Annotated in this window: 21 protein-coding genes; 8 read left to right on the top strand and 13 right to left on the bottom strand. The window is 55.6% G+C overall.

Features of this window, described 5'->3' with window-relative positions:
- Positions 1 to 66: 66 nt before the first annotated feature.
- From FZF01_RS18065 to FZF01_RS19655, 3 genes are all read right to left on the bottom strand, one after another.
- Positions 67 to 2,217: a sulfatase-like hydrolase/transferase gene (locus FZF01_RS18065; protein WP_223825403.1), complete on the bottom strand. Its 2,151-nt coding sequence runs from the start codon at positions 2,215 to 2,217 to the stop codon at positions 67 to 69.
- 161 nt (positions 2,218 to 2,378) lie between these two features.
- Complete coding sequence (locus FZF01_RS18070) at positions 2,379 to 3,722, bottom strand: metal-dependent hydrolase family protein (protein WP_223825402.1); 1,344 nt, start codon at positions 3,720 to 3,722, stop codon at positions 2,379 to 2,381.
- A 23-nt stretch (positions 3,723 to 3,745) separates the two neighbouring features.
- Complete coding sequence (locus FZF01_RS19655) at positions 3,746 to 3,907, bottom strand: hypothetical protein (protein ID WP_223825401.1); 162 nt, start codon at positions 3,905 to 3,907, stop codon at positions 3,746 to 3,748.
- Positions 3,908 to 4,059: 152 nt separating this feature from the next.
- Between FZF01_RS19655 and FZF01_RS18080 the strand changes: the two genes are divergently transcribed.
- From FZF01_RS18080 to FZF01_RS18095, 4 genes are all read left to right on the top strand, one after another.
- The gene (locus tag FZF01_RS18080) at positions 4,060 to 4,470 is read left to right on the top strand and encodes a PH domain-containing protein (protein WP_150277064.1); all 411 of its coding nucleotides are present in this window, start codon (positions 4,060 to 4,062) and stop codon (positions 4,468 to 4,470) included.
- Complete coding sequence (locus tag FZF01_RS18085; RefSeq protein WP_150277063.1) at positions 4,467 to 4,958, top strand: M48 metallopeptidase family protein; 492 nt, start codon at positions 4,467 to 4,469, stop codon at positions 4,956 to 4,958. The genes FZF01_RS18080 and FZF01_RS18085 overlap by 4 nt, the downstream gene beginning before the upstream one ends.
- A gap of 84 nt (positions 4,959 to 5,042) precedes the next feature.
- Complete coding sequence (locus tag FZF01_RS18090; protein WP_373286444.1) at positions 5,043 to 5,936, top strand: cation transporter; 894 nt, start codon at positions 5,043 to 5,045, stop codon at positions 5,934 to 5,936.
- On the top strand, positions 5,933 to 6,874 hold the full coding sequence (locus FZF01_RS18095; RefSeq protein ID WP_150277062.1) for a cation diffusion facilitator family transporter: 942 nt from the start codon (positions 5,933 to 5,935) through the stop codon (positions 6,872 to 6,874). Before FZF01_RS18090 ends, FZF01_RS18095 begins: the two co-directional genes overlap by 4 nt.
- Positions 6,875 to 7,042: 168 nt before the next feature.
- Here the strand turns inward: FZF01_RS18095 and FZF01_RS18100 are convergent, their stop codons facing one another.
- On the bottom strand, positions 7,043 to 7,735 hold the full coding sequence (locus FZF01_RS18100) for a DUF433 domain-containing protein (protein WP_150277127.1): 693 nt from the start codon (positions 7,733 to 7,735) through the stop codon (positions 7,043 to 7,045).
- Positions 7,736 to 8,084: 349 nt separating this feature from the next.
- Here FZF01_RS18100 and hsdR point away from each other — a divergent pair, with 349 nt between their 5' ends.
- The 4 genes from hsdR (at position 8,085) to FZF01_RS18120 (ending at position 15,807) form a co-directional block, all read left to right on the top strand.
- Positions 8,085 to 11,603 carry a type I restriction-modification system endonuclease gene (gene hsdR, locus FZF01_RS18105; RefSeq protein ID WP_150277061.1) on the top strand — a complete coding sequence of 1,173 codons (3,519 nt, stop codon included), beginning with the start codon at positions 8,085 to 8,087 and terminating at the stop codon, positions 11,601 to 11,603.
- Positions 11,604 to 11,760: 157 nt separating this feature from the next.
- Complete coding sequence (locus FZF01_RS18110; protein WP_150277060.1) at positions 11,761 to 12,858, top strand: Fic family protein; 1,098 nt, start codon at positions 11,761 to 11,763, stop codon at positions 12,856 to 12,858.
- Positions 12,859 to 12,865: 7 nt separating this feature from the next.
- Positions 12,866 to 14,476, top strand: a complete 1,611-nt coding sequence (locus FZF01_RS18115; RefSeq protein ID WP_150277059.1) for a class I SAM-dependent DNA methyltransferase — start codon at positions 12,866 to 12,868, stop codon at positions 14,474 to 14,476.
- The gene (locus tag FZF01_RS18120; protein ID WP_150279362.1) at positions 14,473 to 15,807 is read left to right on the top strand and encodes a restriction endonuclease subunit S; all 1,335 of its coding nucleotides are present in this window, start codon (positions 14,473 to 14,475) and stop codon (positions 15,805 to 15,807) included. Before FZF01_RS18115 ends, FZF01_RS18120 begins: the two co-directional genes overlap by 4 nt.
- Positions 15,808 to 16,544: 737 nt before the next feature.
- Here FZF01_RS18120 and FZF01_RS18125 read toward each other — a convergent pair.
- The 9 genes from FZF01_RS18125 to FZF01_RS18165 all read right to left on the bottom strand — a co-directional run bounded on the left by FZF01_RS18125 (position 16,545) and on the right by FZF01_RS18165 (position 26,346).
- The gene (locus tag FZF01_RS18125) at positions 16,545 to 17,504 is read right to left on the bottom strand and encodes a viperin family antiviral radical SAM protein (protein ID WP_150277058.1); all 960 of its coding nucleotides are present in this window, start codon (positions 17,502 to 17,504) and stop codon (positions 16,545 to 16,547) included.
- Positions 17,505 to 17,624: 120 nt separating this feature from the next.
- Positions 17,625 to 19,787 (bottom strand): hypothetical protein, encoded by a 2,163-nt coding sequence (locus FZF01_RS18130; RefSeq protein WP_150277057.1) that lies wholly within the window; start codon positions 19,785 to 19,787, stop codon positions 17,625 to 17,627.
- Positions 19,788 to 20,324: 537 nt separating this feature from the next.
- Positions 20,325 to 21,755 (bottom strand): IS1182 family transposase, encoded by a 1,431-nt coding sequence (locus tag FZF01_RS18135; RefSeq protein ID WP_150277056.1) that lies wholly within the window; start codon positions 21,753 to 21,755, stop codon positions 20,325 to 20,327.
- Positions 21,756 to 21,895: 140 nt separating this feature from the next.
- Positions 21,896 to 22,738: a DUF3883 domain-containing protein gene (locus tag FZF01_RS18140; protein WP_150277055.1), complete on the bottom strand. Its 843-nt coding sequence runs from the start codon at positions 22,736 to 22,738 to the stop codon at positions 21,896 to 21,898.
- Positions 22,739 to 22,851: 113 nt separating this feature from the next.
- Positions 22,852 to 23,121 (bottom strand): hypothetical protein, encoded by a 270-nt coding sequence (locus FZF01_RS18145; RefSeq protein ID WP_150277054.1) that lies wholly within the window; start codon positions 23,119 to 23,121, stop codon positions 22,852 to 22,854.
- A gap of 16 nt (positions 23,122 to 23,137) precedes the next feature.
- Positions 23,138 to 24,556: a class I SAM-dependent methyltransferase gene (locus FZF01_RS18150; RefSeq protein ID WP_150277053.1), complete on the bottom strand. Its 1,419-nt coding sequence runs from the start codon at positions 24,554 to 24,556 to the stop codon at positions 23,138 to 23,140.
- Between the two features lie 271 nt (positions 24,557 to 24,827).
- Complete coding sequence (locus FZF01_RS18155) at positions 24,828 to 25,163, bottom strand: hypothetical protein (protein WP_150277052.1); 336 nt, start codon at positions 25,161 to 25,163, stop codon at positions 24,828 to 24,830.
- Positions 25,164 to 25,352: 189 nt separating this feature from the next.
- Entirely contained in the window at positions 25,353 to 25,913 is a 561-nt protein-coding gene (locus FZF01_RS18160; protein ID WP_150277051.1) for a hypothetical protein, read from the bottom strand.
- Positions 25,914 to 25,929: 16 nt separating this feature from the next.
- On the bottom strand, positions 25,930 to 26,346 hold the full coding sequence (locus FZF01_RS18165) for a galactose oxidase early set domain-containing protein (protein WP_223825559.1): 417 nt from the start codon (positions 26,344 to 26,346) through the stop codon (positions 25,930 to 25,932).
- Positions 26,347 to 26,426 lie beyond the last annotated feature (80 nt).

The following is a 26,426-nucleotide window of genomic DNA, read 5'->3' on the forward strand; positions in this document are numbered from 1 at the left end:
AATTATTCGAGCTTTTCCAAGCGTAAGTGCTAGTTGAGCTGCAGGTATTGATTATTGCATGGCCGGTCACAGACACTCCAGACCGAGGTTGTCCTCGATGATCTGCCGGTCCGCGGCATCAGTCAGGCCATCCAGGTTGAAGTCGTACCAGCTGGAGCGTCCCTGGTTAAGTTGAGCGAACACCGCCCAGTCGCGCAGGTCTTTCTGGTTGACGACCCGATCCAGATTGCCATCGCCAGGGCAGGGCGGTTCGCTAGTGACTATGCTGTCCAGCTCCGCCAGCAAGGTTTCGTAATTCTGCTGCTGGTCCGAGGTCAGCGCTGGGCGGGTCAGCAGATCCTGGGTGGCAAAGTTGTCCAGACCCTGAAGGGAGCCGCTTTCGTTTATTTCATATAACTGGTTGCGCAGCGTGAGGCTGCCATCACCCGCTGCACAGTTGGGTTCTTCCAGCTGCAGCACCTTGAAGCGATCATTGCGCACCGTTCGCTGGGTTTCGGCAAGAATATCGAAAGGCGCTTCGCCGCCGTTTTCCCGGTAGGTGTTTACCGCGCAGCAGGAGCTAAAGGACTGGCCGGGCACCACACCGTCATCGCCATACCAGGTGCCACCCTCGGACAGACACAGGCCTTTCTGCGGGAACAGCTGCAGGCAGATATTGACGTCGGTGAGCACGCAGGGCTGCGGAATACTGTCAGCCAGGTTGCGTCCCGACATGGAGAAATTGGTGTCGCGCACGGGCGGCGCATCCGGGTTGGCAAGGTAGCTGTCCATTGGCTGGGCATCCAGTCGGTCAGCAACGGCCGGAGCGCTCAGGTCAGCACCGCCTAGTGTGGCAAACAGGTGATAGAGGTCGGTGGAGTTGACCATAGCGCCCACCGAGCGGCCGGGTTGTTCGACGGTGGCGCCAGTGACGATCAACGGCACCCAGATACCACCCTGGTAAACCGTACCCTTGCTGCGGGCAGGCAGGAATGGCTCCTTGACTACCGGGCCGTAGGTACCGTTGTCACCCACAAAGGCCACCACGGTATTGCTCGCTGGGTTGTATTCCAACTCGCCATCATCGTTTTCGATAAAGACCCCTGCCGCCAGCAGCACACGGCGTAGCTCGGTATCCAGCGCTTCCATGGTCTGATTCATCAACTGGCGGGTGTCTGCGTCGTTGTCACAGTCAATGCCGGTATCTAGCGCACCGGCTACGGGTGCCAGGCTGGCGGGTGCTGGTTGCAGCGGTGCGTGTGAGGCCGAGTAGCCAAGCGAAAGCATCCAGGGTTGGTCGTCCGCCTGCGCCTGCATCCAGTCGATGGCAAGGTTGGACTCCAGTTGCGTGCGATAAAGTCTTGAGGCGGGGTCATCCACGTCCAGGCGCCGTGAACTGTTCTCGTCGCTGATCACGACTTCGGCGGTGTAATAGGCATTCTGACGGGTGAAGTCGAGATAAGTGGGTATTTGCGCAGCGCATTGCTGGCCGGGATCAAACAGGCCGCCGCGCTCCAGGCACACCTTGCCGGGTACGGATGCATTGCCAGTCGTCAGCAATTCACAACTGCCGCTTGGCTGATAGCAGGCCCCGGTATCGGCGCCCTGGGGATGATCAGAGGCCAGGGGTACGAAGCCACAACTGAAGGGGGCGGCGCTGCTATCGAGGTTGTCCAACCCTGCCGTCACATCGATCGGGCGCGGGCCACCGTCAAAATAACCGGCGAAATAATCAAACCCCAGGGCCCTGATCGCTTCATCACCAAAAGGGTGGTTGGCCGGATTCACATCCGAACCTGTAATGTGAATCTTGCCAATATAGGCGCTGACATAACCCTCGGCTGCCAGAACGTGAGGCAGGGTTTTTTCAAAGGGTGAGGTCTGCGAGTTGACCAAATCGGTAGAAACGATCGCCGTGTTCACATTGGTCCGCGGCGGATAGCGGCCGCTGAACAGGGCTGCACGCGTGGTCGAACAGGTAGGCATGGACCATGTATTGGAAAAGCTCACACCAGTGGCAGCGAGGTTGCCAATGGTAGGCGTGGCTGGCGGCTGCGTACCGCCAAAGCCAAAACTGCTCAACTGATCGACGCCCACATCGTCAGCAATTATCAGAATCAGATTGGGTTTGTTTCCGCTGTCCGGCGCCGGGCTCTTTAATAATGCACTGCTACCACCGCTGTCGAGACAGGCAGTCAGCAACAGGGGCGAAAGCATCAAAGCCAGTATGCGTACCAAGTGAAGATTCTTGTGTTCTTCTAAGGCGCCTGGATGGTCGGCCAAGTGAGAATTGCTCTGCTGGTGGGTGTGTGTCCAATACTAGCCCGGTGCCATGAACATGTATGCACTTGATTCGCTTCAGAGGCCCCTGATCGCGTTTCAGGAGCCATGCTCTTGCCCTAAAGTGTATTTTTATAGATCACTCCCTGCTTGATGATCATCCGAAAATTCTGCTCGGGGTCAGCGATCAGCGCGAGATCTGCGGTCGGGTCACCCTCTACCAGCAAAAGGTCGGCAATAGCGCCGACCTTGACGACGCCCAGCGGCGCGGGCAGCGGATAACGTGGACCGGCCAGGCTCATTAGCGCGCCATTGTTACCGGTGGCAATTTGCAGAACCTCGCCAGGGGTATACCAGCGTTGCATGGACACCAAAAGCGCGTTCTGGCTTTCACCCAGATTGCCGGTGCCCAGCATATCGGTGCCAAAGGCGACCTTGATCTTGTGCTTGCGCGCCAATTCAAAGGCGCGATCGGTGCCCTGTTGCACCATTTGTTGCTTGAGGCGCGCCGCACCTGTTTTCGGGTTGGACAGCTCGTTGTCGATGAAGGGTTGCAGACTCCACCAGGCATCTTTTTTTGCCATCAGCCGCACGGTGTCCTCGTCTACCAGTTGCCCATGCTCAATACTGCGCGCGCCCGCTTCCAGCGCCATGGTGACTGCACGGGAGGTATAGGCGTGCACGGCGACATAGGTGCCCCAGTTTTCTGCAGCATCGACCGCTGCCTTCAATTCATCCGCAGTGTATTGGGTCACATCCAGCGGGTCGTACATTGAAGAAACGCCGCCACCGGCCATCAGCTTGATCTGCGTGGCGCCCAGCATCAATTGTTCTCTCACCCGCTTCAGTACCGCATCGGACCCGTCGGCAATCGCCGTAACGCCAACGCGATCGGCGTAATTCAAGGGAGCGTTTTGCGCCTGGGGTACTTCGTGGGGTAGCCGGAAGTCACCATGGCCGCCGGTCTGGGAAACCATGGCCCCAGAGGGGAAAATGCGCGGTCCCGTTACCAGCCCTTCTTCAATGGCGCGGCGCAAGCCAAAGGACGGCCCACCCATGTCCCTTACGCTGGTAAATCCACGCATCAGAGTGGCATCTGCCACCCGACCGGCGAGGAGATGGATGTAGGCGATATCCGCAGTCATTGCGCCGATCGAGGATGGGCTGACCAGGGCTGAATGCCAGTGGGCATCAATCAGGCCCGGCATGAGCGTACGGCCCCCGCCATCAAAGACCACGAGGCCATCATTCGCTGCGGATTCGATGGGGGTACTGCTGATATTGTCGATTCTACCGTTGCGCACCAGTACATGCATCGGCGCGCTGCTGCGTTCGGCGGATGTGCCATCAAACACATAGACGTTCCGCAGCAGCATGTCTCGGGCTACGGGCGGGGCTGCCTGGCTACTTACAGGGCCCAGCAGGGCAACAAAAAATACAAGCACAACGGGTAGGCGCATCATGGCAAGACTCCGGTGGGGGCTGGTTATTTATCAATGAATTCATCACTGAGCGCAATGCCCGCATTCAGAAAAACGCAGTCCAGTCGCTCGGATTTATCCAGCGCCGTGGCGATCATTCGTTGGTTATCAATACGCTTGCGCCCTGGGCTTGGGCCAGGCGCGCGGTAGCTTCTAAATGTACCCATGATCCGACTCCCTATGTGTGATAACCCTGTTTACTTCTAGTCACATTTATTCGATCAATGCGTGTGAAGACGTAGTCCGGGAGTGGGGCGCGACGAATCTGGTGTAAACTCGCCCCCTGACCCAGAATCAATGCGCCTACGGAGCCCTTTACATGACCTATATCGAAGAATCCCTGTCAGCGGGAGAGAAAGTCGAAGCACTTTTCCCTTTGCATTGGTTCGCCCGTTTGCCAATGATCCTCTGGATCGTACTGGCCATACCGACTCTGGGTATCACCTTGCTGTTAGCGCTCTATGAGTACCTCAAACTCAAGCACATGGAGCAGGGCGTGACCAACAAGCGCGTCATTCTCAAGCGCGGCATCATCAGTCGCAAAACCGATGAAATGAAGCTGCAGTCAATCGAAACGGTCGAGATCGACCAGGGTATTGGCGGACGCATGTTTGGTTACGGCACCGTCAAAATCACCGGTCGCGGTATCAGCGATGTGATCTTCAAAGCGATTGATGATCCGATGACGGTCAAGCGCCAGATTGAAAGCGTGAGCAATCCAGTAGGGTGACAGCGCTCAAGTACCTCAACGGGTACAGTCCGGATGTCAGGCAGCAGGTGCAGCGGCTGATCGACAATAATCAGCTGGGCACCTGGCTTGAGCAGCGTTACCCGCCGGAAAGTGGGCACAGCGTTCAGACCGATGCTGCTCTCTATGACTATACCCAGCGCCTCAAACAGCAACATATGCGTAGCAGCGGACCGGTCAGCAAGGTCTTCTTCGATACGCGCATGCACGTCATCGACAACGCCCTGGGTCAACATCAGTTTGTCAGTCGGGTGCAGGGCAGCAAGCTCAAGCGCAAGAACGAGATCAAGGTCTCGGCACTCCTCAAATCCCTCCCGGAACCGCTGCTGCGCATGGTCGTGGTGCATGAGTTGGCGCATTTGCGCGAAAAGGATCACAACAAGGCCTTTTACCAACTCTGCCAGCACATGGAGCCCGACTACCATCAGTTGGAACTCGACTTGCGGCTGTATCTGACCCTGCGCGGTTGAACAGCCCGATATGCACCGCTTGACCCTCCAGTAGCTATATGGTTTTTAATGGCGCAATCGAATCCGGGAAAAGGACGCAAGTGAGTGAAGGACGACAGTGTTGCCAGCCCCTGCTGCTGTTCGAGTGAGTCTGTTGCCCAGGTAAATACCGTGCACGCAGGTTCTGCCCAGTGGGCAAGCTTGTTCAAGATCCCCAAAATGGATTGCCCATCAGAGGAGCGCCTTATTCGGCTGGCACTTAACGGCTCCGATACGGTTCAGGCGTTGTTGTTTGATCTGGCCGATCGCCAACTGACCGTACTGCATGATGGTCCGGTAGATCCGATCTCCGCCAAACTGGCGACCCTGAACCTCGGGGCTCAGCTCCTGCAGACTCAGCCTGCCAACGCCGATCAGGTGCAGCAAGCGGAAGGCTCTGCACTCACCGAGGTTGCAGAGTCACGTACCTTGCGCTGGTTGCTGGGCATCAACGCTGTCATGTTCGTTGTTGAAATGACTGCAGGGCTCATCGCCCAGTCTGCCGGTCTGATTGCCGACTCCCTGGATATGTTTGCCGACGCCGCGGTTTATGGTCTCGCGCTTTATGCGGTAGGGCGTGCTGCCAGGTATCAGATGAATGCGGCGCGCTTTGCCGGTGTATTGCAGTTGGTCCTGGCCCTGGGCGTGTTGCTTGACGTAGGGCGTCGATTCCTGTTTGGCAGCGACCCGCAATCCAGCGCGATGATCGCCGTTGCCTTTGTCGCCCTGATCGCCAACAGCATCTGCCTGCTGTTGATTCACAAGCATCGCCACGGCGGTGTGCATATGAAAGCCAGCTGGATATTCTCGGCCAACGACGTCTTGATCAACCTGGGCGTGATCACCGCCGGAGTGCTGGTGCTCTGGAGCGGCTCCAATCTGCCTGACCTGGTGATCGGTACAGTCGTAGGCCTTATTGTACTCAACGGAGCGCGCCGTATATTGGCGCTGAAATCATGAGCGAACACAGCCACGATCACGGTCATGCCCATCACAACCATAACCACGGCACCGGCAAAACGTTGCTTTTTGCCCTGGTGTTTACTACAGCTTTCGCCATCGTCGAGGTTTTTGCAGGGCTGATGGCCAACTCGCTGGCATTGTTGTCTGATGCCGGGCACATGCTCACTGACTCGCTTTCACTTGCCGTTGGTGCCTTTTCCGCCTGGCTCGCCAACAAGCCCGCCTCACGCAGGCATTCGTTCGGGCTGCAACGTGCGGAGGTGCTGGGCGCGCTGTTCAACGTGATTTTCATGTTTCTGGTGATCGTGTATATCGCCTACGAAGCTATCCTCAGGATGCTCGATACCCCGGAGGTAGACGGGGGCACGGTATTGCTGATCGGCGGGCTGGGGTTGTTGGTCAATATCATCGTCGCCTGGGTACTGATGCGCGGTGAGCAAACCATGAACGTACGTGGCGCGCTGCTCCACGTGATGGGCGATCTGCTCGGCTCAGTGGCTGCGGTAGCTGCAGGGGCGATCATCTACTTTGGCGGCCCAGCCATCATGGACCCGATTCTGTCGGTGTTCGTGTGTGTGCTTATCCTGGTGTCTGCTGTCAGGCTGCTGGGCGCAGTCACCCGGGTGCTGATGGAAGGCGTACCACAGGGGATAGAGCCAGGCGACGTCAGCCAGGCTCTGTCAGAGATAGAAGGGGTGCGCGCCGTTCACGATCTGCACATCTGGAGCCTGTCCTCCACCAGCCATGCCATGGCCGCCCATGTGGACCTGGATGCCATGACCCAGTGGCACAGGGTATTACCGCAAATGCAGACTGTGCTGCGGGAGCGCTTCGGCATTGAGCACAGCACCTTGCAGCCGGAGGATGCGGAGATTCGGTTGGGGTGTGTGGTTGGTGTTGGGTGCGGCTCGGACGGTGCGCATGTTCACCGTTAGACCAGCAAGAAGTAATGACGGTTTTGATGTATTGCCTTTTAAGCTACAACTGTAGCCATTAAAGCTACATCAAGGTAAATCGATGCGAGATAGTTAACTCTTCTCCTAGTAGCGCCGCTTCCAATGCTCTGGCCAGAGGTGGTGGCAGGTTGTTATCGAGAAGAAATTTCACGCGGCATCCTTGCGCTCAAACCTGATGGCTGCCTCCACTTCGGCAGGGGTTAGATCGTAAATCAGGGCGACCCTGCGGATATTCTGGTCTTCGGCCTGGTACGCGGCGGCGATGGTTTCTGTATCCACACCGGACTTGGCAAGAATGGGTTTGCCGAAGTGTCTCGCTGGGTCAAGCACCACGGCCTTGCTCCGTGTGAGAGGATACCAGCGCAGGGCCTCGCCATCGCTGTCATAGTCGATGCCAGCGTAAAGCGAGGCGCTGATAACCTGCCTGAAGGCATATTGGCGCTTTACGAGATCGATAAGAGTTTCGTCACCGGTCTCTTCCATGACCGTGGCAAAAATACTCTGACCGTCGGTTTGGAAGCGCCTGCAGGTAAAGGGGTAGGGCTGGTCAAACCACTCTCGTGCATGACCGGCAGCCGCTCGGATGGACTGCAGACTGACGCCATATTGACGGAAAGCATGCACAAAACGGATTTCAAGCAGGTCATGAAAGCTCAGGGTTTTCTCTTCGAGCTCTCCTAGTGCAGGTTGCCATAGGCTAGCGTGGCTTTTTCCGCCCGCACGGTAACCGAAGACCCAGCGGTTGATCTGATCCGCCGGAATACCGGTGTAACTGGAAGCTTCGGGCAGGCTGTAGAGACCAACGCCGAGCAAAGGGCTTAGAGGTTCTGGGGTTTTCATGATTAAGGTACTGATCATTGCCATCCTTGGCTCCGTGTTGATGCGTAATGATATGAAGTATGGACCAATAGCCATAATTCGGAAACAGGCAGCTAGGATGAGTGCCTAAATCGAAATGCTTTTACGGCGAGGTCTGTTAGTCACTAGATCGCGCTCGATCCGCGCCCGGATCAAGCCGCTTATGTTTGTCCCTAGAGACAACGGACCTCAGATAATGCAAAGTGGATCACATAACAAACCGGCTACCTGAGTGTTGTTCGGTAACGTATTCGTGCTGACAAGGATTTTGGAGAGAACGTGTCCGAACTGGAACGGCCGAGCTTTCAGGTTGAAAGGGAGTTTCTTACTGATGACATCGCCTGAACCCACCAGCAATTTTGGTTTTCTGGCAGAACACGATCCGCTTTTTGTCGAAATTGCCCAGTCCGCCGAGCGGGCCTTTGCTGGCGACCCCAACACCACTCTGATCAAATTGCGTCAGCTGGGTGAGGCATTGGCCCAGCACCTTGCTGCCCGGGCCGGTATCGAGTTCGACGATCAAACCAGCCAGGCCGATCTGCTGTTCAAGATCAACCGTGAGCTCAAGCTGGAACCGGTGGTGCGCGAGCTGTTTCATACCCTGCGTATCGAGGGCAACAAAGCCACGCACCAATTCAAGACGCTGCACAAGGAAGCCATCAGCGGTCTGGTAGTCGCCCGCAAACTGGCCATCTGGTTTCATCAAACCTTTGGCAAAACCGGTGTGCACTTCAAGCCCGGCCCCTTTATCCCGCCTGCTGATCCCAGCGAACAGTTGCGCAACCTGCAGACTGAAATTAGCAAGCTGAAATACGAGCTGCAGCAAGCCAATATGGGCCTTGATTCGAGCCAGCAGCTCAATGAGCTGATCGCCAAAGAGAAGGACGAATACGAAGCCCTGGCCCATGCTATGGATGAAGAGTCGCGAGCCCTGGCCCAGCAAGCTGCCACCCATGAGCAGGCGCTCAATCAGCAACAGCAGGCTTATGAAGCCCGTATCAAAGCCCTTCAAGCTGAACTGACGTCACAGGATGACAAGACACAAACCGCTCAACGCCAGACACTCAGCCGCAACACGCAAGCCGCCACCCAGCATATTGTTCTGGATGAAGCCCTCACCCGCATTTTGATTGATCAGCAGCTGATTGAAGCGGGATGGCAAGCTGATAGTGAAGCCCTCACCTACAAGAGCGGAGCCCGCCCGGAGAAGGGCAAGAACCTCGCCATAGCCGAATGGCCAACCCAGTACAAAGGCGAGAACGGCCGCGCCGATTATTTGCTGTTTGCTGGCCTGACACCGATCGCCGTGGTGGAAGCCAAAAAGGAAAACACCAATGTTGCCGGAAAGATTGGCCAGGCCGAGCGTTACAGCAAGGGCTTGAGCGTCACCGCGCCGCTTATTGGCGCCTGGGAGCAGGCAGGGCAGACCGTTGCTTGGCCCGATGACGAAGACGGCCATTACAAAGTGCCTTTCGTATACTCCTGCAACGGGCGCCCCTTTGTTAAGCAGCTGGCAGAACAGTCAGGTACCTGGTTTCGGGACGTGCGGCACCCGGCCAATACCAGAAGAGCGCTGCCCAGCTTCCACAGCCCAGAGGGCCTGCGCGATTTGCTAACGCGTAGTAAAGAGGCCGCGCAAGCCCAATTGCAGGCCGAGCCTTTCGGTTACCTGAAACTGCGCGCCTATCAACAAAAGGCCATTGTGGCGGTAGAAAACACACTGGCTAAAGAAATTCGTGTGGCGCTGCTGGCCATGGCCACCGGTACTGGTAAAACCCACACCATCATCGGGCTGATGTACCGCTTTCTGAAAACCGAGCGTTTCAAACGCATCCTGTTTCTGGTAGATCGTACTGCTCTGGGCCAACAGGCTATCGACGCCTTCAACGAAGCATCGCTAGAACAGAATCAGACGCTGTCGCAGATCTACAACGTCGCGGAGCTGGGTGACATGGCCGCCGAGGCCGCAACCCGCATCCAGGTCGCCACCGTGCAGGCCATGGTCAAGCGCATATTCATGAACGACAACCCGCCGCCGGTGGACCAGTTTGATTGCATTATCATCGACGAAGCCCACCGCGGTTACACCCTGGATCAGGAAATGACCGAGGGCGAACTGGCCACCCGTGATGCCAGCCAATACCTCTCCAGTTACCGCCGCGTACTGGACTACTTTGACGCGGTGAAAATCGGCCTGACCGCCACGCCGGCCAAACACACCAGCGAGATTTTCGGCAAGCCGGTTTACATCTACACCTACCGTGAAGCCGTCGCCGAGGACTGGCTGATCGATCACGAGCCGCCCATTCGCTATGAAACCCTGCTGACGCAAAACGGTATTACCTTCGCCAAGGGCGAAAAGGTCAGCGCTATCAATACCCAGACCGGCGAAGTGCAAAGCGCCGAACTGGATGACGAGTTGAATTTCGAGGTCGATGCCTTCAACCGTCGCGTCATCAACGAGAACTTCAATCGAGTGATCTGTCAGCAGCTGGTACAGGAGTTGGATCCGTTCGCTGATGAGAAGACCCTGATTTTCTGCGCCACCGACCTGCACGCCGATATGGTCAAACGACTGCTGGATGAGGCCTTCAAGGAGCTTTATAACGGCGAATACAACCAGGCCGCAGTAGCCAAGATCACCGGCCAGAGCGACAAGGTCGAGCAGCTGATCCGCCAGTACAAGAACGAGCGTTACCCGAATATCGCCATCACCGTAGACCTGCTGACCACCGGCATCGACGTACCGAAGATCTGCCATCTGGTATTCATGCGCCGGGTCAAGTCGCGCATTCTGTATGAACAGATGATTGGCCGTGCCACCCGCCGCTGTGACGAGATCGGCAAAACCGTATTCCGCATCTACGACCCAGTGGATATCTACGCCGCCCTTAGCGACGTCAATACCATGAAGCCGCTGGTCAAGGATCCGAATATCAGCCTGGAACAGCTGCTGGAGGAGATCACCAACCCCGAGCAACTGGAACGCGCCCTCAGCGCACCAGGGGACAGCGCTGGTGAAAGCCATGCCGACGTGGTGCTCAGCCAGCTAAGCCAGAAAGTCATGCGCGTGCTGCGCAAAGCCGAGAAAAAGGCCGAAACCAAACCGGCGGTCAAACACAAGCTTGATGAACTGCAGGATCTATGGGGCGTAGAGCCGAAAACGCTTCACACTCATTTGCGCAAGCTAGGTCCCAAGCAGGCCGCCCAGTTCATCACCCAGCACAATGGCTTGCTGCATCAGTTGAACGAGGTCAACAACCTACTTGGCAGCGACCGCCAGCCGGTTATTTCCGAACACCCCGACGAGATCCGCGAGCGCACGCAAAGCTATGGCGTGCATCAGAAGCCGGAGGACTATCTGGACAGCTTCAATCGGTTTATCCGCGAACAACTCAACCAGAATGCAGCCCTGGCAGTGGTGGTCAACAAGCCGCGCGACCTGACACGGGAGCAGCTCAAAGAGATCAAACTACTACTCGATGGCGCCGGGTACAGCGAGGCCAAGCTGCAAACCGCCGTCCGCAACCAGACCAACCAGGATATCGCCGCCAGCATCGTCGGCCATATTCGTCGCGCCGCCCTGGGCGAGGCCCTGGTGCCCTTTGAGCAGCGGGTAGCCCAGGCCATGCAGCGTATTTACCAGAGCCATAAATGGCTGCCCGCGCAGCGCAAATGGCTGGAACGCCTGGCCAAACAGCTGGTGCACGAAGTGATCATTGATCGCGACTTTGTGAACAGCCGATTCTCGGAGCACGGGGGTGCCAAACAGCTGGACAAGATTCTGAATAGTCAGTTGGACAGCCTGCTGGTGGAGCTAAACAAAGCCATATGGCCAGAAGTGGGCTGAAAAGCCGGGCAATCGGCAAAGGGTGGCGTCATTTTCTATACATGAGCCTATTGATATGTATAGAAAATAACGATTTCTATGCATGTTCTCCGCGACATGTATAAAATCCAACAAAATCTATATCTGAAAAACCAGTCCATGGATCAAGGCCTGTTACATGAGCGGATACAGCATTCCAGAACTCCCGATCAGCAATCTGAGTAGCCTTGAGACCCGTGCGGTGTTGAAAAAAACCGCCGAGGCTCATCGCTATCTGGCTGAACTCAAGGGCGTTGCCGCCACCATTCCAAACGAAGCCATATTGATCAACACACTGGCCCTGCAGGAGGCAAAAGACAGCTCCGAGATCGAGAACATCGTTACCACGCACGATGAGCTGTATAAAGCTAACCTGAACGTTGAGGCTGTTACCCCCATTGCCGCCAAGGAAGTGCAAGACTATGCCTACGCACTTAGGCAGGGATTTCTTGGCGTCAGGCAGACCGGGTTACTTCGACTAAACGATATTATTGACGTTCAGCAGCTGCTCGAACGCAACAAGGCAGGCTTGCGTCGGCTGCCAGGTACCGAGCTGAAAAATGCCGCGACCGGCGCAGTTATCTACACTCCGCCGCAGCACGCAGAAATCATAGAAAAATTGATGGCGAATCTAGTCACCTACATCAACGATGACAGTCTATGTGATGCAGATCCATTGGTAAAAATGGCCATCATTCACCACCAGTTCGAAAGCATTCATCCGTTCTACGATGGCAACGGCCGCACCGGGCGCATCCTCAATCTGCTATATCTGGTCGCCAAAGACCTTCTCAACCTGCCGGTGCTATACCTGAGTCGTCACTTTATTCGTAACAAGGCCGCTTATTATCAGCAATTGCAGCAGGTGCGTGAAAGCGGAGAATGGGAGCCCTGGCTGCTATACATGCTCGACGCGCTGATCGAAACATCGCAGCACACCATCGAGCTGATACAGGCAATGAAAGTCCTGATGACGGAATATAAGCAAAGGATGCGCGCCGAGCTGCCCAAAATTTACCGGCAGGAGCTGCTCAATAACTTGTTCAACCACCCGTACACCAAAATCGAATTTGTCATGGAAGACCTGCAAGTCTCCCGCATTACTGCAACCAAATACCTTGATCAACTGGTGGAGCACGGCCTTCTGGTCAAAGAAAAGGTAGGCCGCAGCAACTACTACATCAATCAGCCCTTGGTCCGCTTGCTTAGCGAAGCCCCCCAGTTTCCAACCAATTGAGAAAACCATGAACAACAACGACATCGTCCAGAAGCTCTGGAACCTCTGCGACGTGCTGCGCGACGACGGCATCAACTACAGCGACTACGTCACCGAGCTGGTGCTGCTGCTGTTTATCAAAATGGTGCACGAGAACACCGAAGCCGGCACCCTGAAAAAGCACCCGCTGCCCGAAGGCTGTCGCTGGACCGATATCAACGGCAAGTCTGGTATCAACCTGCTGAACGACTACAAGCGGATCCTGCTAAGCCTGTCCACCGGCAAAGATGCGGACAATAATCTGGTACACGAAGACCCACTGATCAGCGCCATCTACGCCGACGCGCAAACTCGCCTGCGCGAACCGCGCCACCTGGAACAGATGATCAAGACCCTGGACCAGATCGACTGGTTCACCGCCGCCAAAGACGGCCTGGGTGATCTGTACGAAGGCCTGCTGGAAAAGAACGCCAACGAAACCAAATCCGGGGCAGGGCAGTACTTTACCCCGCGCGCCCTGATCAACAGCATGGTGCGCTGCCTCAAACCGCAGATTGGTGAGGTAATACAGGACCCGGCCGCGGGGACCGCGGGCTTTCTGGTTGCTGCTGACCAATATATGCGCGAGCAGACCGACGATTACCTGGCGCTGAGCGCCAAGGATGCGGCCTTCCAGAAGCATAAGGCCTTTGTAGGCATAGAACTGGTCCCCAACACGCGCCGCCTGTCCCTGATGAACTGCTTGCTGCATGGCATGGAAGGCGACGACGAAGGTGTAGTGCACCTGGGCAACGCCCTCGGCGATGCCGGCAAGGCCCTGCCCAAGGCCGATATTATCCTCGCCAATCCGCCCTTTGGTACCAGCAAAGGCGGGGAGGCCAGCAACACCCGGGATGACCTGACCTATAAAACCAGCAACAAGCAGCTGGCCTTTATGCAGCACATCTACCGCAACCTCAAACCCGGTGGCCGCGCCGCCGTGGTATTGCCGGATAACGTCCTGTTCGAGGCCGGCGTGGGCACCGAGGTACGCCGCGACCTGATGAACAAGTGCAACCTGCACACCATCCTGCGCCTGCCCACCGGCATCTTCTACGCCCAGGGCGTCAAGACCAACGTACTGTTCTTCCAGAAGGGCAGCCCGGGTGATCCGCGTCAGGAACAGGGCTGCACCCAACGCGTATGGATCTATGACCTGCGCAGCAATATGCCCAGCTTCGGCAAGCGTACGCCCTTTGGTGATGCGCACCTTAAACCCTTTGAAGACGCCTATGGCGATGACCCGAACGGCAACAGCCCGCGGGCCGAGAATGTCGAGGGTATTGGTGAACTCAGCCGTTTCCGCTGCTTTACCCGCGAGCAGATTACCGAGCGCGGCGACTCGCTGGATATCAGCTGGCTCAAGGATGCCTCCAGTGAAAATGCCGCCGACCTGCCCGCGCCAGAAGTGCTGGCCGGTGAGGCCATGGCGGAGTTGACTGAGGCCTTGCATGAGTTGGAGGAGTTGATGAAGGCCTTGGGGGCCGAGGACGAGGTGGTGGCGCAGAAGCGGTTGATGGCGGAGGTGATGGGGCTGGAGGCGCCGGAGGCGGAGCTGCAAGCTTCAAGCGATAGGCTACAAGCGGGGGAGCGGGGATGAGTGGGTTGCCGACGGGATGGGCTGCCTGCCAATTGTCAGATATTGGCCAGATCGTTACGGGAAAAACGCCGAGTACTAAAGAGTCACGCTTTTATGGCGGGGATATACCCTTCATCAAGCCAGGCGACCTCGATTTTGCCAGCCCGATCTTCAGGACTGAAACCTATCTAACTGCTGACGGCGCCGCCGAGATTCCAAGCCTACCGTCACAAAGCATCGTAGTGACCTGCATTGGAAATCTAGGGAAAGTCGGCTTAACCACGACAACCTCAGCTACCAATCAGCAGATTAATGCAATAATTCCGCATGAACGAATAGATCCAAAGTTCCTGTTTCATTACTGCAAAACACTTAAGCCATGGCTCGAAGCCAAATCCTCTGCAACAACGATTTCCATCGTGAACAAGGGCATTTTTTCTACAGCACCAACCTCATTGCCGCCACTCGCCGAACAAACCCGCATCGCCGCAAAACTCGACGAACTGCTGGCCCAGGTCGATACCCTGAAAGCCCGCGTCGACGGCATCCCCGCACTGCTCAAACGCTTCCGCCAATCCGTCCTCGCCGCTGCTGTTTCCGGGCGGTTGACGGAGGAGTGGCGCAAGGATGACTCTAGCAAATATAAGGATCTGGACTTCGCCTACCCGGTTAATAGGCTAGGTTTGCTTGCACGTTTCATCGACTATCGAGGGAAAACCCCAGAAAAGGTCGGGACTGGAATTCCACTCATTACCGCAAAAAACATCAGGTCGGGGTATATATCGAGAGAACCTCGAGAGTTCATACGTCCTGAAGCTTATGAGGGGTGGATGACACGAGGGATTCCGCTGGTTGGTGATGTTCTGATAACAACTGAAGCACCGCTAGGCAATATTGCGGTAATCGACATAACTGAGAAGTTTGCATTGGCACAGCGTGCAATATGCCTCCAGTTTCATGAAGGCTTTTTGTCTAATTTTGGAGCTATAGCTTTGCAATCGCCACTGTTGCAAGAAGAGTTATTGCGCCGTGCAACTGGAACAACAGTTAAGGGTATCAAGGCATCAGTTTTGAAGGACATCGAGGTTCCAGTTCCTACATTAGCAGAACAAACCGAAATCGTTAGCCGCGTAGAACAACTATTCGCCTTCGCCGACCAGCTGGAGACCCGGGTCAAAATCGCGCAAACACGGATTGATCGGCTGACCCAAAGCATTCTAGCCAAGGCCTTTCGCGGTGAGCTGGTGCCGCAGGACCCGAATGATGAGCCGGCCAGTGTGTTGCTGGAACGTATCAAGGCGCAACGGGCTGCGGCGCCCAAGACCAAGCGGGGTCGCAAGGCGTCGGCTTGAACGCATGGGTGAATGAAGTGGGCCTGATTGGTTCAACCGTCGGGGCAGGATGTGAGTACAGGGAGTAGTGCAATAGCAATTCCGCGAATCAATGGGGTCAGAGCGTTTGATCTTTAAGAAAACAATGACACTGACCCCATTGATTGCACGCTGGTACCGGAGTCGACGGATAGTTCGTTTCAGCCGATTGTGTTGGGGCTGAGGAGAAAGATGAGGTGAGAGTGTTGGCGGAGCTCGTTGTGGTTTTGGTTTGAATGACTGGCTGCTATCGGCCAGAAGCAGCCGATGACGACAGATAAAAATTGCACAGAAACGGCCCTCAAGGGTGTCTACGAATCTAGAGAGATTCAGCCTCTACCGCATGGTTTACAAGAAGAGCCTATCGGCAACATCTTGGAAGTATGCAGCCACAAGCTGCCCTGCTCGGCCGGTGCTGATGGCTGAGTCGTGACAAAACTCTGGAACGCTGCCGGGCGGACGCTGGTAAGAAGCCTGCGCCCGCCCGGTGACATGTTACATCTGGCTTTTAGTTACTCCAGTACAGTTGTGGGTAGACAGAACAGTTTGCTTGAATCGCTGCAAACTACGGCGGCCACTGGGTGAAATAGAAACCGTAATGGGCCGCCTGAGAGAGGGGTGAGTCAACTTGCCGTGTTTGCCGCCACGTTGATAACCCCATCCGTGTCGCACTAGGCACCGTATGACGAGGTCGAAGTCTTTGTCTGAGCAGTACTTCCTCATGATGCCTCCCCCGGTGCTGTTGTGTAACGGGAGCGAAAGCCGGCCGGGTTGAAGCGCATTTCGGAAAATGCTGCGGCGGCACCGGAAGGTAAAATCGGTTGGCTGTAGAGGTAGCCTCCTTTCCCAGCTGCTTGGTTTTGGAAGAAACGGCCATAAGGGTCGACCATAAGGTACGACTCACACATGTCGCTGTTGTCCTCGACGCACTGGATTGATCGGAAAGCGCCATGTCTTTCCACAAAGGCTGCAAAGGCCTCGTCGCTAACGGCAAGAGTGGCATCAACTATTGGTAGCATCCGCAGCACCTTCCAGCGCTCTGGGCGAACTCGTGTGATTAGTCCGCTCAAGTCTTCATCGGCATTTAAGGCGTTGACGACGGTAGTAATCTTGATCTTGAGTGCGGGGTTAACTTGACGAGCAAAGTCCAGGTTCGCGGTCAGCTCATTTAGACTCAGCCCTTGCCCGCTTCTTTCTACCCGTCCTATTGCAAGATTGGTCCCAGAGTCCGTGGAGTCTAGGCTGACACCTAGATAGGTCAGTTGCGGTGCAAGCTGCTTTATAACGTCAGATGTCAACCTTGAAGCATTGCTGATAAGTGAAACCTCAAACCCTACTTGTTTGGCCACGCGGGTGATGTCTAGCAGGCGCTCTCCGAGTATCGATGGCTCTCCGCCAGCCAGGTTCAGGCGCAGAGTGCGCCATGAGAGGGCATCACGCAGAGGATTACTGGTGTTTGTCGGCTGAAAATACTGGAACAACTCCACCAGCAAGTGCTGGCTGCGGTCGCGATCGTGAAATAGCTCGCGGGGACAGGGGTGGTCCGTCCATTTCGCGTAGCAGTATTGGCAGCGGTAATTGCAGGCCTCCGTCACGTGCCAGTTGATAGTCAGAGCGTCAACGTGGACGGGAGCTGCTTTTACAGGGCTGATGGGAAAAATCAAATTATCTTTGGACATACGTCAACTCCTTGGCGACCGCAGTGGTGCGGTCGGTAAAAGGTTCTGCATGGCGGACGCGAGGCGTCAGAGTAGGAGCATCAGGCTCCGGTACACCGTGACTTTTCTTGTTGCGGGTGGTTACGGATTACGCATCATATTGCGCCGTGTCTTGAGGGCTCCCTCTGGGTCTATGGGAAGACCGAGTGCGCGTCGCTGACTCATTAGCAGCCACCATTCAGCGGCGATCAGCCCACGCTTGTAGTCCTGAACGCTTTTTTTACTTTTGGTTTCCCGGCGCACGGCTCGATAAGCCTCTTTCGCGACATCGCGGACGCTTTCATCAGGGTCGAACTGCCGGGTAAAAAAAACGGTTTTGTGCGCCTTACCGTTAGGGTCAAGGCCGATTTCCAGCAGCGCCTTCAAATATCCTTGACGCCAGATAGCCGATTGCTCGGTCACCTGGCTATCGGCGTACCGTTCATCTTCGGGCTTCTTTTCGCCTTTGCGCAGGCGCAGGCGGCTAAGGCAAAACTCGATCAGATCAAGGGCGAATGACTGGTAGCTCTCCAGCTCAGCTTTTTCGCATTCCTGTCGGTCAACATAAGGCGTCCCGCTGAGTTTTTTTGCGTGAAAGTTCCTAGCTTGCTCACTCAGTGGGCTGTACCAACTGACAGCCTTGTCGCTGTGATGTGAGCTGAAGCGTGATAGTGACTCGTCGGCGAACGGCACGTACGACGAGCGCATGAGCATCAGGCGATGTCGAAGTGCTTTCCGCGGGTCTAGGTGCGATAGCATGCTCAACAGTGCATCGAGTTGGTTGTTCAGATCAGGCTCTGCCGCATTCGACAGTCGGCTGCGCAGCAGTCCGAGGCTCTTGTCGATGTAAGGCAGCACGACCTCGTCACTCAATCTACCAATAGCATGGACAGTCCATTGCGGGGTTAGAGCCAGTGGAAACTCGGGGTCGTGAATCAACTTTTCGAGCAGGCTATCCCACCAAGGGTGAAGTTCTCGAGATACTGCTTCACTGGGAAGCCGGAAAAGCCTGCAGGATAGAACGGCCAATGCATCTTTGACGCCCAAGGCATGGATCTCGGCTTCTAACTTGGCTTTCCATATGGCCGAATAGTCCGATGCCCACCACTTTCTGCTTCTCTGATCAGATAGTGTTGGGAACGAGTCCAGTCTGCTTTGTAGTGTTGCTTTTACATCGCTGTGGACAGATTGCTGAACCCAAGCCTCGGCTTTGTCGGAAGTGAGCAGGGAGAGTAGCCTGCGAAGGTGCTGCTGCTCGGCTACATCCCACTCACCGCTTGGCAGCTCAATGATTCGCCCCGAGACACAGTTATCAAGCTGTAAAGCCCAGTCAGCAAGCTGTCCTTCATCTGCATCGGCGAGCTCCATGTGGATCGCTAGGGTTTCCTTTAGCTGCAGTTCCAAGTTTATGAGCCAATCTGTGGCAGAGTTGTACAGGTCCTTTTCATCGCTGTCGCCTGAACGTAGCGCCTCTAGGTCAGACCGTAGTGATTCCCTCTCGGTATATAGCTTTTGAAAAACGCCTTCGTGCGGGTTACGGAGTCTGCCGGCAGCAGCATCGGATTTAACCCAAGCCTCTAGAAACCTGACCCGCTGAAGCCATTGGTGTGCTGCAGGTGTTGGCGGGCCAGCATGCCGCTGTGTTGACGCAACTGAAATCAGAGCTTTGGCATCAGGGCTGAAAATTGATGCCAACTCAGTCGGGATTTGCTGCTCGTCGTGTGACCACGCGGGCAAGCACGACCAGAGCACCCGCACCCTTTCCCACTCACCTTCTGCAATAAGCGCTGGGTCATCGAATACTGCGCTGTGGAGAAAGTACTCGTTTCCGTACAGCGCGGTTATGAACCAACCGTGCTGTGAGTCGGGTTTGAGCTTTTTAAACAGCTTGTAAGGGGAGTGCGGAAAGACGGTTTGGGCTACGTCTTTGGCAAAATCGAGCGTTTCTAAGGTGCGTCCAGTGACATCTTTATGTATGAGGACGAATAGTAGCTGCATGCGCAGGCGCTCTGCCAGCGGGCCGGATGAGATTACGGCAGCGGCTTGGTCCTCCATCGTCGCTTGGCTTCGAGCAAGGTCTAACGCCTCTTCCAGTCTGTTAGCGGATGTGAATACGTGCTGCCAGGTGGTGGCGAAGTGGTTAGTTAGCAATGAGCGGAGTTGCCCGACGACTTCATATTCGTCAAGGGCTTGGGTAAAACGCTCGGAGGGGTCGGCTTTTTCGTCAAGGTCGTACTTGCCGAATTCGGCATCAATTCTGCACATGGTTTTTTCCCAATATCAGGATTAGGTTTCATGGGTTACGCACCAGATTGGATTCTGGCCTGCAGTTGAAACCTCCCGTGCAGCAGAGGGGAGCGGATGGGTGATTAGCCCGTGAGCATCAAGCTCTATAGCCGACTGCAGTAGCGCGCCAAATAAAAATAGATGGGTTCGTATCTTTAGTCAAGCATTGATCCAGAGGCCGCCAGCTCGCATCGCTGGCTACAGCCCTAGCTATTTTTCTCCTGACTGGCAGCCGGTAAGCCACGTAAAGGATATGCCGTCCATTGTTTTGAACATCGACTGACGGCTACGTATTAGCGCTATGTGAATAGCCTCGGCTTATGTAGACAGCTAATGACCGCTATTGGCCCAGAGTGTGTAAAAACGCCAGAACGGATTTCCGTCACGGTCTATAGCGAGCCTTTCTCGAGCTGAGAACCTGATCAAGCTTATGACCACTGCGAAGGGGGCATGAGACAATCCAGCAACGCCCTGGAGCCCTCTCAGAGGCAGCGTAGGCGAGTAAAGCCAGGGCTTTTACGCTGTCAGGGCCTCTAGCAAGCTGACGGTGCCTATGATTTTCATCACCCGTTTCAGGTTGTAAGCGAGCACATTCAGGCTCATCTCAGCACTCACCCCATTGAGCTTTCGCGTCAGGAAGTGCGACGCGCCCATCCATTGTTTGAGCGTCCCGAAGGGATGTTCAACGGTTCGTTTTCGAACCTTCATCATCTCGGGTGCTCTGCTGAGCCGGTGCTGCATTTCTTCCAGCACTGCTTCATGCTCCCAGCGCCGAATTCGCCGCTGCTTGCTCGGCGTGCACTGCGATTTCAATGCGCAGCTTTGGCAATTTGAGCTCCAGTACCGATGCAGTTTCATGCCGTTCTCAACGCTGGAGAAACGCCAAATCAAAGTCTCGCCAGCCGGACAAGTGTATGCGTTTGCCGCCGCGTCATAGATAAATGCGTCGTTGTTGAGTCGCCCATCGGCTTTGGCTGCGGAGGTCATTGGCTTGGGTACATAGGTGACGATACCTGCGTCGTGACAAGCCAGGATTTCCCCGCTTTTGAAGTACCCACGGTCAGCTACCACCGACAGCTTTTCTGTTCCCATCGCCTCGCGGGCTTGCTTGGCAATAGGGCTGAGCTGATCGCGGTCGGACCCGACGTTGGTCACCTCATGAGCGACGATTAAATGGTGCTTGGTATCGACCGCTGTCTGCACGTTGTAGCCAACGATTCCTGTGCCGCGAGTCATCATGGAGCGGGCATCTGGATCCGTCAGTGATACCTGCTTATCCGGTGATTCATTGAGCTGAGTTTCGATCAATTGAAGCTCTTTCATTTGCGCCTTCAGCTTGGCGATTCTTTCTTCCAGGTGCACGACATTGGCGTCAGAGGCTGGACGATCCTGTTGATCAGCAGCATCGAGCGCTGTCAGGTACCGATTAATACTTGCTTCGATTTCCTCCATCCGCCGCTTCAATTTGGCGCTGGTGAAATTGCGATCTCGGTTGTTGACCGCCTTGAATTTGCTGCCATCGATGGCAATCAGGCTTCCGGCGAATAACCCTAACTGCTGACAGAGCACAACGAACTGACGGCAGACGCCACGGATAGCCTTACCGTTGTCCTTTCGAAAATTAGCGATAGTCTTGAAATCAGGCATCAAGCGACCGGTCAGCCACATCAACTCGACGTTGCGTTGCGCTTCTCGTTCAAGGCGTCGGCTGGATTGAATGCGGTTGAGGTAACCGTAGATGTAGATCTTCAGCAGGATCGAGGGATGATAAGCAGGCCGACCAGTATCAGCGGGGATGGCGCTTTCAAAACCCAGCTTCACTAGGTCGAGTTCGTCGACAAAGACATCGACCACTCGCACCGGATTGGTATCGTTGACGTAGTCGTCGAGGCTCTCGGGCAGTAAGTTGCTTTGGCCTCGATGCTCACCTTGAATGAAGCGCTTCATGGACGATCCTTGCGATGAAATCCCGAGAAATCATAGCAAGGGTTTGAGACAGCGTTTTTACACACTCTGGGCCGTTAGCGGACTGTCGTTGCCCACGGAAATTTATTAGCCCTAGCGGATCCCTTGTGTGCCGAAGCCTGTCACGAACCCAACGACGCAAGATAGGTGACCGGATCAAGTCGGAGCCGCTGATGCATGTCTCCTGTCAGAGCGAACATTCTTGGTTTCGTCCTGAATTCAAAAAGCCGATAGAGGTGATAACGCTCGGACGTCACCTTGGAAAACTCAACCTCGTTGCGGCTGATGTAGAAGGGCGTTGCTTTTGCAAACGCAGTGGTCTTCACTTCGATAAACCTTTCCCTACCGTCGGTTTCAAACGAGAGGATGTCATAGCCGACACCATCTCCTCGCTTAATTGAAGTGTGTTCCACCTTGCCAGCAAGCGATCCGAAGCCACTGCGTTCTAAACGCTGTTGCTCGTAGCTAAGCACTAATTCTTCCCCAGCAAGACCAAGCGCGCGGTTTCGGGCTTCTCGCGCCACGTAGTCGCGCTTTGTGGCCAAAAATCTCGGTTGATAGGCGGATTCGTTGATTTCTATTGGCTGCGGCGTTTGCTCAATCCAGCAGTCAAAGTCCACTCCCATTGGGACGATTGCAGGTTGCTCGCTAGCATGGCGTGCGGCCTGGTCGAATATTGGGTCGTTTACTAGCGTCTCTACGACAGCTTCGACGAGCAGCGCTTGGTAATTACCAAGCGGTTTGTAACCGACGATCCACGGGCACTCGAGTTCATGCAAGACGGCGCTGATATTTTGATGCTTACGCTCAATGGAGCCTTCTGACCGATCTTGCAAAAGTACCTGCAAGGCTCGCCGGTGGTGGGTTTTACTGTATTTTTGCCCATTGAGCTCCTGTACAAGCATTCTCTTGTAATCAGCGACCGCTAAGCGGACTTCTTCCTGGGTCCAGGGTCCGTTCGCCATGTTTACTATTCCTTATAGCCCCGTACGGGCGTCAATGAGATTCCAGATTTTAGGTCAATTGCGCTCGTCGTCAGGCCAGCTCGCTATTACCTACTTTGATAGGCAACAGAAATTCAGGTAAGCGACCACTCCGCTAATTGCTGACTGGCCTTCAACTTCGCCCGCTGATGCTGCATTGCCGCAAATATCTCATCCAACCCGCTCTGTGGCGTAACCAGCGGCAGCGCAGCTTCAGCCTCAATCAAAAACCGCTCCGAGAATTTCGGCTCCGAAACATAGGCTTCGCCCCACCAATCGAGGATCAGCTCTTTTGAGTTCTCCAGGAGCAGGGCGGAGGGAAGCTTGTCGCCTTTTTTGCTGTTAATGGCTTCTGCTGCGGGCACAAGATTCCACAGGTCGTTATTGAACCAACGGGCCCAGGGGGAAACAGTGATCCACCGCGTAGCGGTCGGGACGGAGTTGTTTCTGGCTCCAGACGCACGAAATGTCGCGGCCACCTAGCTGCATTGCCGCAATACGGCTTCTGACTTCGGCGGTATCGCGTCTGTCTTCATTCCATTGCAAGGCGCGTTCGTACACGCTCGGATCGTACTGCATGCTCCACGAGCGCATCAGCCGGGTCCATTCACTCAGTATGGCGGGCTCCAGCCAGCAGGCGTGCTGGGAAAAGGTCTGCCATAGGTAGGTCGGCACTCTGAATGTGCCGAAGTCGCTCAGCGTTTGTTTGTTGCATTGCCAACTGCCTTTTGGAATCCGTCTGGAGACCCGGTTGCACTCGAATACCGGTTTGTCCTGGCCTGGATAGGTGATGTATTTGGCAGGCATAGCTTCGATGTTGGTGCAGATATTTTTCAGGGTCGCGATCAGGTTCAACGAGGTCTCTGGATCGAATGTGGCACCTACACGCAGATCGTAAGGGGAGAGGGTGTTCAGCTTGTAAAAATGACCACTGCTGGCCCAGCCGTAGCCTGTTTGGTTTTCATGGACGGCTGTCGGGGTCTGGATCAGGTTGTGCTTTAGCACCAGGGGCATGTACATCTTCAGCCAGTAGAGCGCAACCAGACCGAAGGGTATCTCCACCCAGGCTTCGTCCCGCCTGGTGACCATGCCGGGTGCGCCTTCGGCTATGCGGATCAGGGCGCGTAATAAGCCGAGTTTGTAGGAGGCGGATTTATTGTCATTGACGATGATATGTCTGAGCAGCGGCAGGCTGCCGCTGCCATCGTCGGGCAACACAAAGGCCATGCAGTCCCACTCGATGCTTGGGCGGGTGGCGTCGGGTTGCCGGGTTATCACCTTTGGGGCAAGGGCGCGACCCTGGGCAAGTATCTGGATTTGCTGGGCTGTGACTGGATGAAAGCGCTTTTCTTTGTCTTCGCCAATACGCAACGAGATCACCAGAATGCCGCCTGGGGCCAACAGGTCGCTGACGATGCGCATGGCGCGCTCGTGCTGGTCAGGCCGCAGGTGCATCCATACGGCGCTGATCAGGATCAGCTGGAAACGCTGGTCGAGCGAGCGCAAGCGTTTCAGGTCGGGGAGGGCGTCATCCAGCCAGGTTACCGAGCCGGGCCTGCAGTGTTGGGCTGTGGTGCTGGCCTGGCCCAGCTGTCGAAGTTTCTCGCTGGGCTCTACGGCGGTGACGGTCCAGCCCAGCTTGGCGAGCCAGCATGCGTCCCGTCCGGAACCCGCGCCGATATCACAGGCTATGCCAGGTTGGGCTGGCAACAGGTGCCGCCAGGCAGAATGAACGACCTCCGGGTCTACAGCCTGGTAGGCAGCAAAGAGCTCGTCCGCACGTTCGATGTAGTAATCCATGTAATGACATCTCCGTCTCAAGCGAGTGTATCGGTTGGGTAGGGGGTGTCAATCGAGTAGGGCAAGGACTGTCAGTCCGGGCTCACCTGTATCTAGTTCGTTTGTCATGTCGATTTTCTAGGAATATTTCGACATGACGAAGTGTTGTGTCGAAGACCTCGACATATCTGATTGGAGAATTTCAAGCGAATCCGCAGCCCGCACCTGGGGGGCAGGTGCGGATGGAGCGGTATTTTGAGGTCAGGGAACCTTTTAAGCATGTGCTCTGGCGTTACTGCGCTGGCACCCAGCCGTCTTTGGATTTGGCCATTAACACCTCCGAGCGTTGTACGGAGCGACCGGTAATAGGGGTTGTCGCATCCACGTCCACATCACAGAGGTAGACATTGGTGCGTTGTTCTTCGCAGCTATGAATGGTGACGGCGTGGATGTCGACTTTCAGCATGCTGGACATGTTCTCGCCGCCGATCTCACCCAGCATCCCGGACATCTGGTTCATCTGGGCTTCCAAAAGGGTCTTGACGTCGTCTTCCGATGGCCCGCTTGAGCAGGCGCTGAGCAGGAGGCTTGAGCCCAGCAGGAACGCTCCGTAAATGGCTTTTTTCATTCTGATTCCCGGCGGTGTTTTTGTTGTGAGCGAGGTTATGCCAGATAGCAGGGCGGGGCAATACAAGGCCTTACGCTGATTGCTCCACCGGAGCCCGATACTCTGAGGTTTTGTTATAAAGGTAAAAACAGGGCCTGTGGAAAGCCCCTGTAATGCAGGGGCTTCTGTTCAACTACTGCGGCTTGTCACCTATTTATACGCCGTAAACATCAAGGTACCCCGGATCTGGTCGAGTTCGCCGTCGGCTCCGCGCAGGGTAATCGACCATTCTTTCTGGGTGTCTGCTTCATGATGTACGTCAGCCAGGGTATTGAGCCTTGGATCAAGCCAACTGAAGCTGCCTGAGTCAGACAAAGTGACCCAGGTTGGGTCTGCGCTGGTGTCACTCGCTGTTCCATCCGAGGCCAAGGCGGCTGGCTTGTCGTTTGATGCCCCCCAGCTCGGGCTGGCGGTATTAACCGATACACCGGTGCGTGTGAACTGCAAGAAGGCTTCGCCCTCTACACCCAGCACGGTCAAGGGTTGCTCTCCGTTATAGCGAAGCATTATTCCCGGCCTGGGCGCGCTTAGAATCAAGCTGCTCAGGCCCTGGATATCAGGTCGGGCCGTAATGCTGGCCTTGACGAACCCCTCTGGCACATCGTCCAGTTCGAGGGCGCCGTGCGCACCTGCCAGCCCGGAGGCTGACAGGCACGCGAGGCCGAACAAAACGAGACCCGTACAGGCGGTTCTTGTTTGTTCGATGATCATTTGTTTCTCCTTGCGATTACAGGATGTCGAGGGTTGACTCGATAATGCCGTCAGCCGTAACAACGTCGGTTGAGGCCATCACCGGCGCCATGCAAGCCAGACTGCTATTGACCACCGTAATCGGTGCTGCCTCCGAAGGTACGCGACCTTCTGCGGTGTTTTTGCTGACAAACAACATGTACTCACCAGCAGGCACCACATTGTGATTGTTTGGCATTGTCAGCGTCAGTTTGTTGCCAGGGCCCTTGACGATATTCAGCTCGATCGCGCGCTGATCGCCGTCAATCAGGTGGGTCATTACCGTTCTTCTGATCAGCAGTGCCTTGTCGACCTGGTCAGCCTGATCCACTTTGATGTTGAAGCGATTTCCGATGGTCAGACTGCTCGGCGCACGTTGAATCTGCGGGCGGTCACTGCGCATTGCGTAGGGCAAAAAAGGGGGCCAGTCCCAGGCCCTGCAGGTCCACAAAGGTCAGGTAGGCGGTGTTGATCGGCGAGTGACCGGCAACCATT

The organism is Halopseudomonas salina, assembly GCF_008641105.1.

What these genes read in the sequence shown, in the direction of transcription:
- FZF01_RS18070 (WP_223825402.1), bottom strand. Translation starts at nt 3,722, where the DNA reads ATGATGCGCCTACCCGTTGTGCTTGTATTTTTTGTTGCCCTGCTGGGC.
- FZF01_RS19655 (WP_223825401.1), bottom strand. Translation starts at nt 3,907, where the DNA reads ATGGGTACATTTAGAAGCTACCGCGCGCCTGGCCCAAGCCCAGGGCGC.
- FZF01_RS18080 (WP_150277064.1), top strand. Translation starts at nt 4,060, where the DNA reads ATGACCTATATCGAAGAATCCCTGTCAGCGGGAGAGAAAGTCGAAGCA.
- FZF01_RS18095 (WP_150277062.1), top strand. Translation starts at nt 5,933, where the DNA reads ATGAGCGAACACAGCCACGATCACGGTCATGCCCATCACAACCATAAC.
- FZF01_RS18100 (WP_150277127.1), bottom strand. Translation starts at nt 7,735, where the DNA reads ATGAAAACCCCAGAACCTCTAAGCCCTTTGCTCGGCGTTGGTCTCTAC.
- hsdR (WP_150277061.1), top strand. Translation starts at nt 8,085, where the DNA reads ATGACATCGCCTGAACCCACCAGCAATTTTGGTTTTCTGGCAGAACAC.
- FZF01_RS18110 (WP_150277060.1), top strand. Translation starts at nt 11,761, where the DNA reads ATGAGCGGATACAGCATTCCAGAACTCCCGATCAGCAATCTGAGTAGC.
- FZF01_RS18115 (WP_150277059.1), top strand. Translation starts at nt 12,866, where the DNA reads ATGAACAACAACGACATCGTCCAGAAGCTCTGGAACCTCTGCGACGTG.
- FZF01_RS18120 (WP_150279362.1), top strand. Translation starts at nt 14,473, where the DNA reads ATGAGTGGGTTGCCGACGGGATGGGCTGCCTGCCAATTGTCAGATATT.
- FZF01_RS18125 (WP_150277058.1), bottom strand. Translation starts at nt 17,504, where the DNA reads ATGTCCAAAGATAATTTGATTTTTCCCATCAGCCCTGTAAAAGCAGCT.
- FZF01_RS18130 (WP_150277057.1), bottom strand. Translation starts at nt 19,787, where the DNA reads ATGTGCAGAATTGATGCCGAATTCGGCAAGTACGACCTTGACGAAAAA.
- FZF01_RS18135 (WP_150277056.1), bottom strand. Translation starts at nt 21,755, where the DNA reads ATGAAGCGCTTCATTCAAGGTGAGCATCGAGGCCAAAGCAACTTACTG.
- FZF01_RS18140 (WP_150277055.1), bottom strand. Translation starts at nt 22,738, where the DNA reads ATGGCGAACGGACCCTGGACCCAGGAAGAAGTCCGCTTAGCGGTCGCT.
- FZF01_RS18150 (WP_150277053.1), bottom strand. Translation starts at nt 24,556, where the DNA reads ATGGATTACTACATCGAACGTGCGGACGAGCTCTTTGCTGCCTACCAG.
- FZF01_RS18155 (WP_150277052.1), bottom strand. Translation starts at nt 25,163, where the DNA reads ATGAAAAAAGCCATTTACGGAGCGTTCCTGCTGGGCTCAAGCCTCCTG.
- FZF01_RS18160 (WP_150277051.1), bottom strand. Translation starts at nt 25,913, where the DNA reads ATGATCATCGAACAAACAAGAACCGCCTGTACGGGTCTCGTTTTGTTC.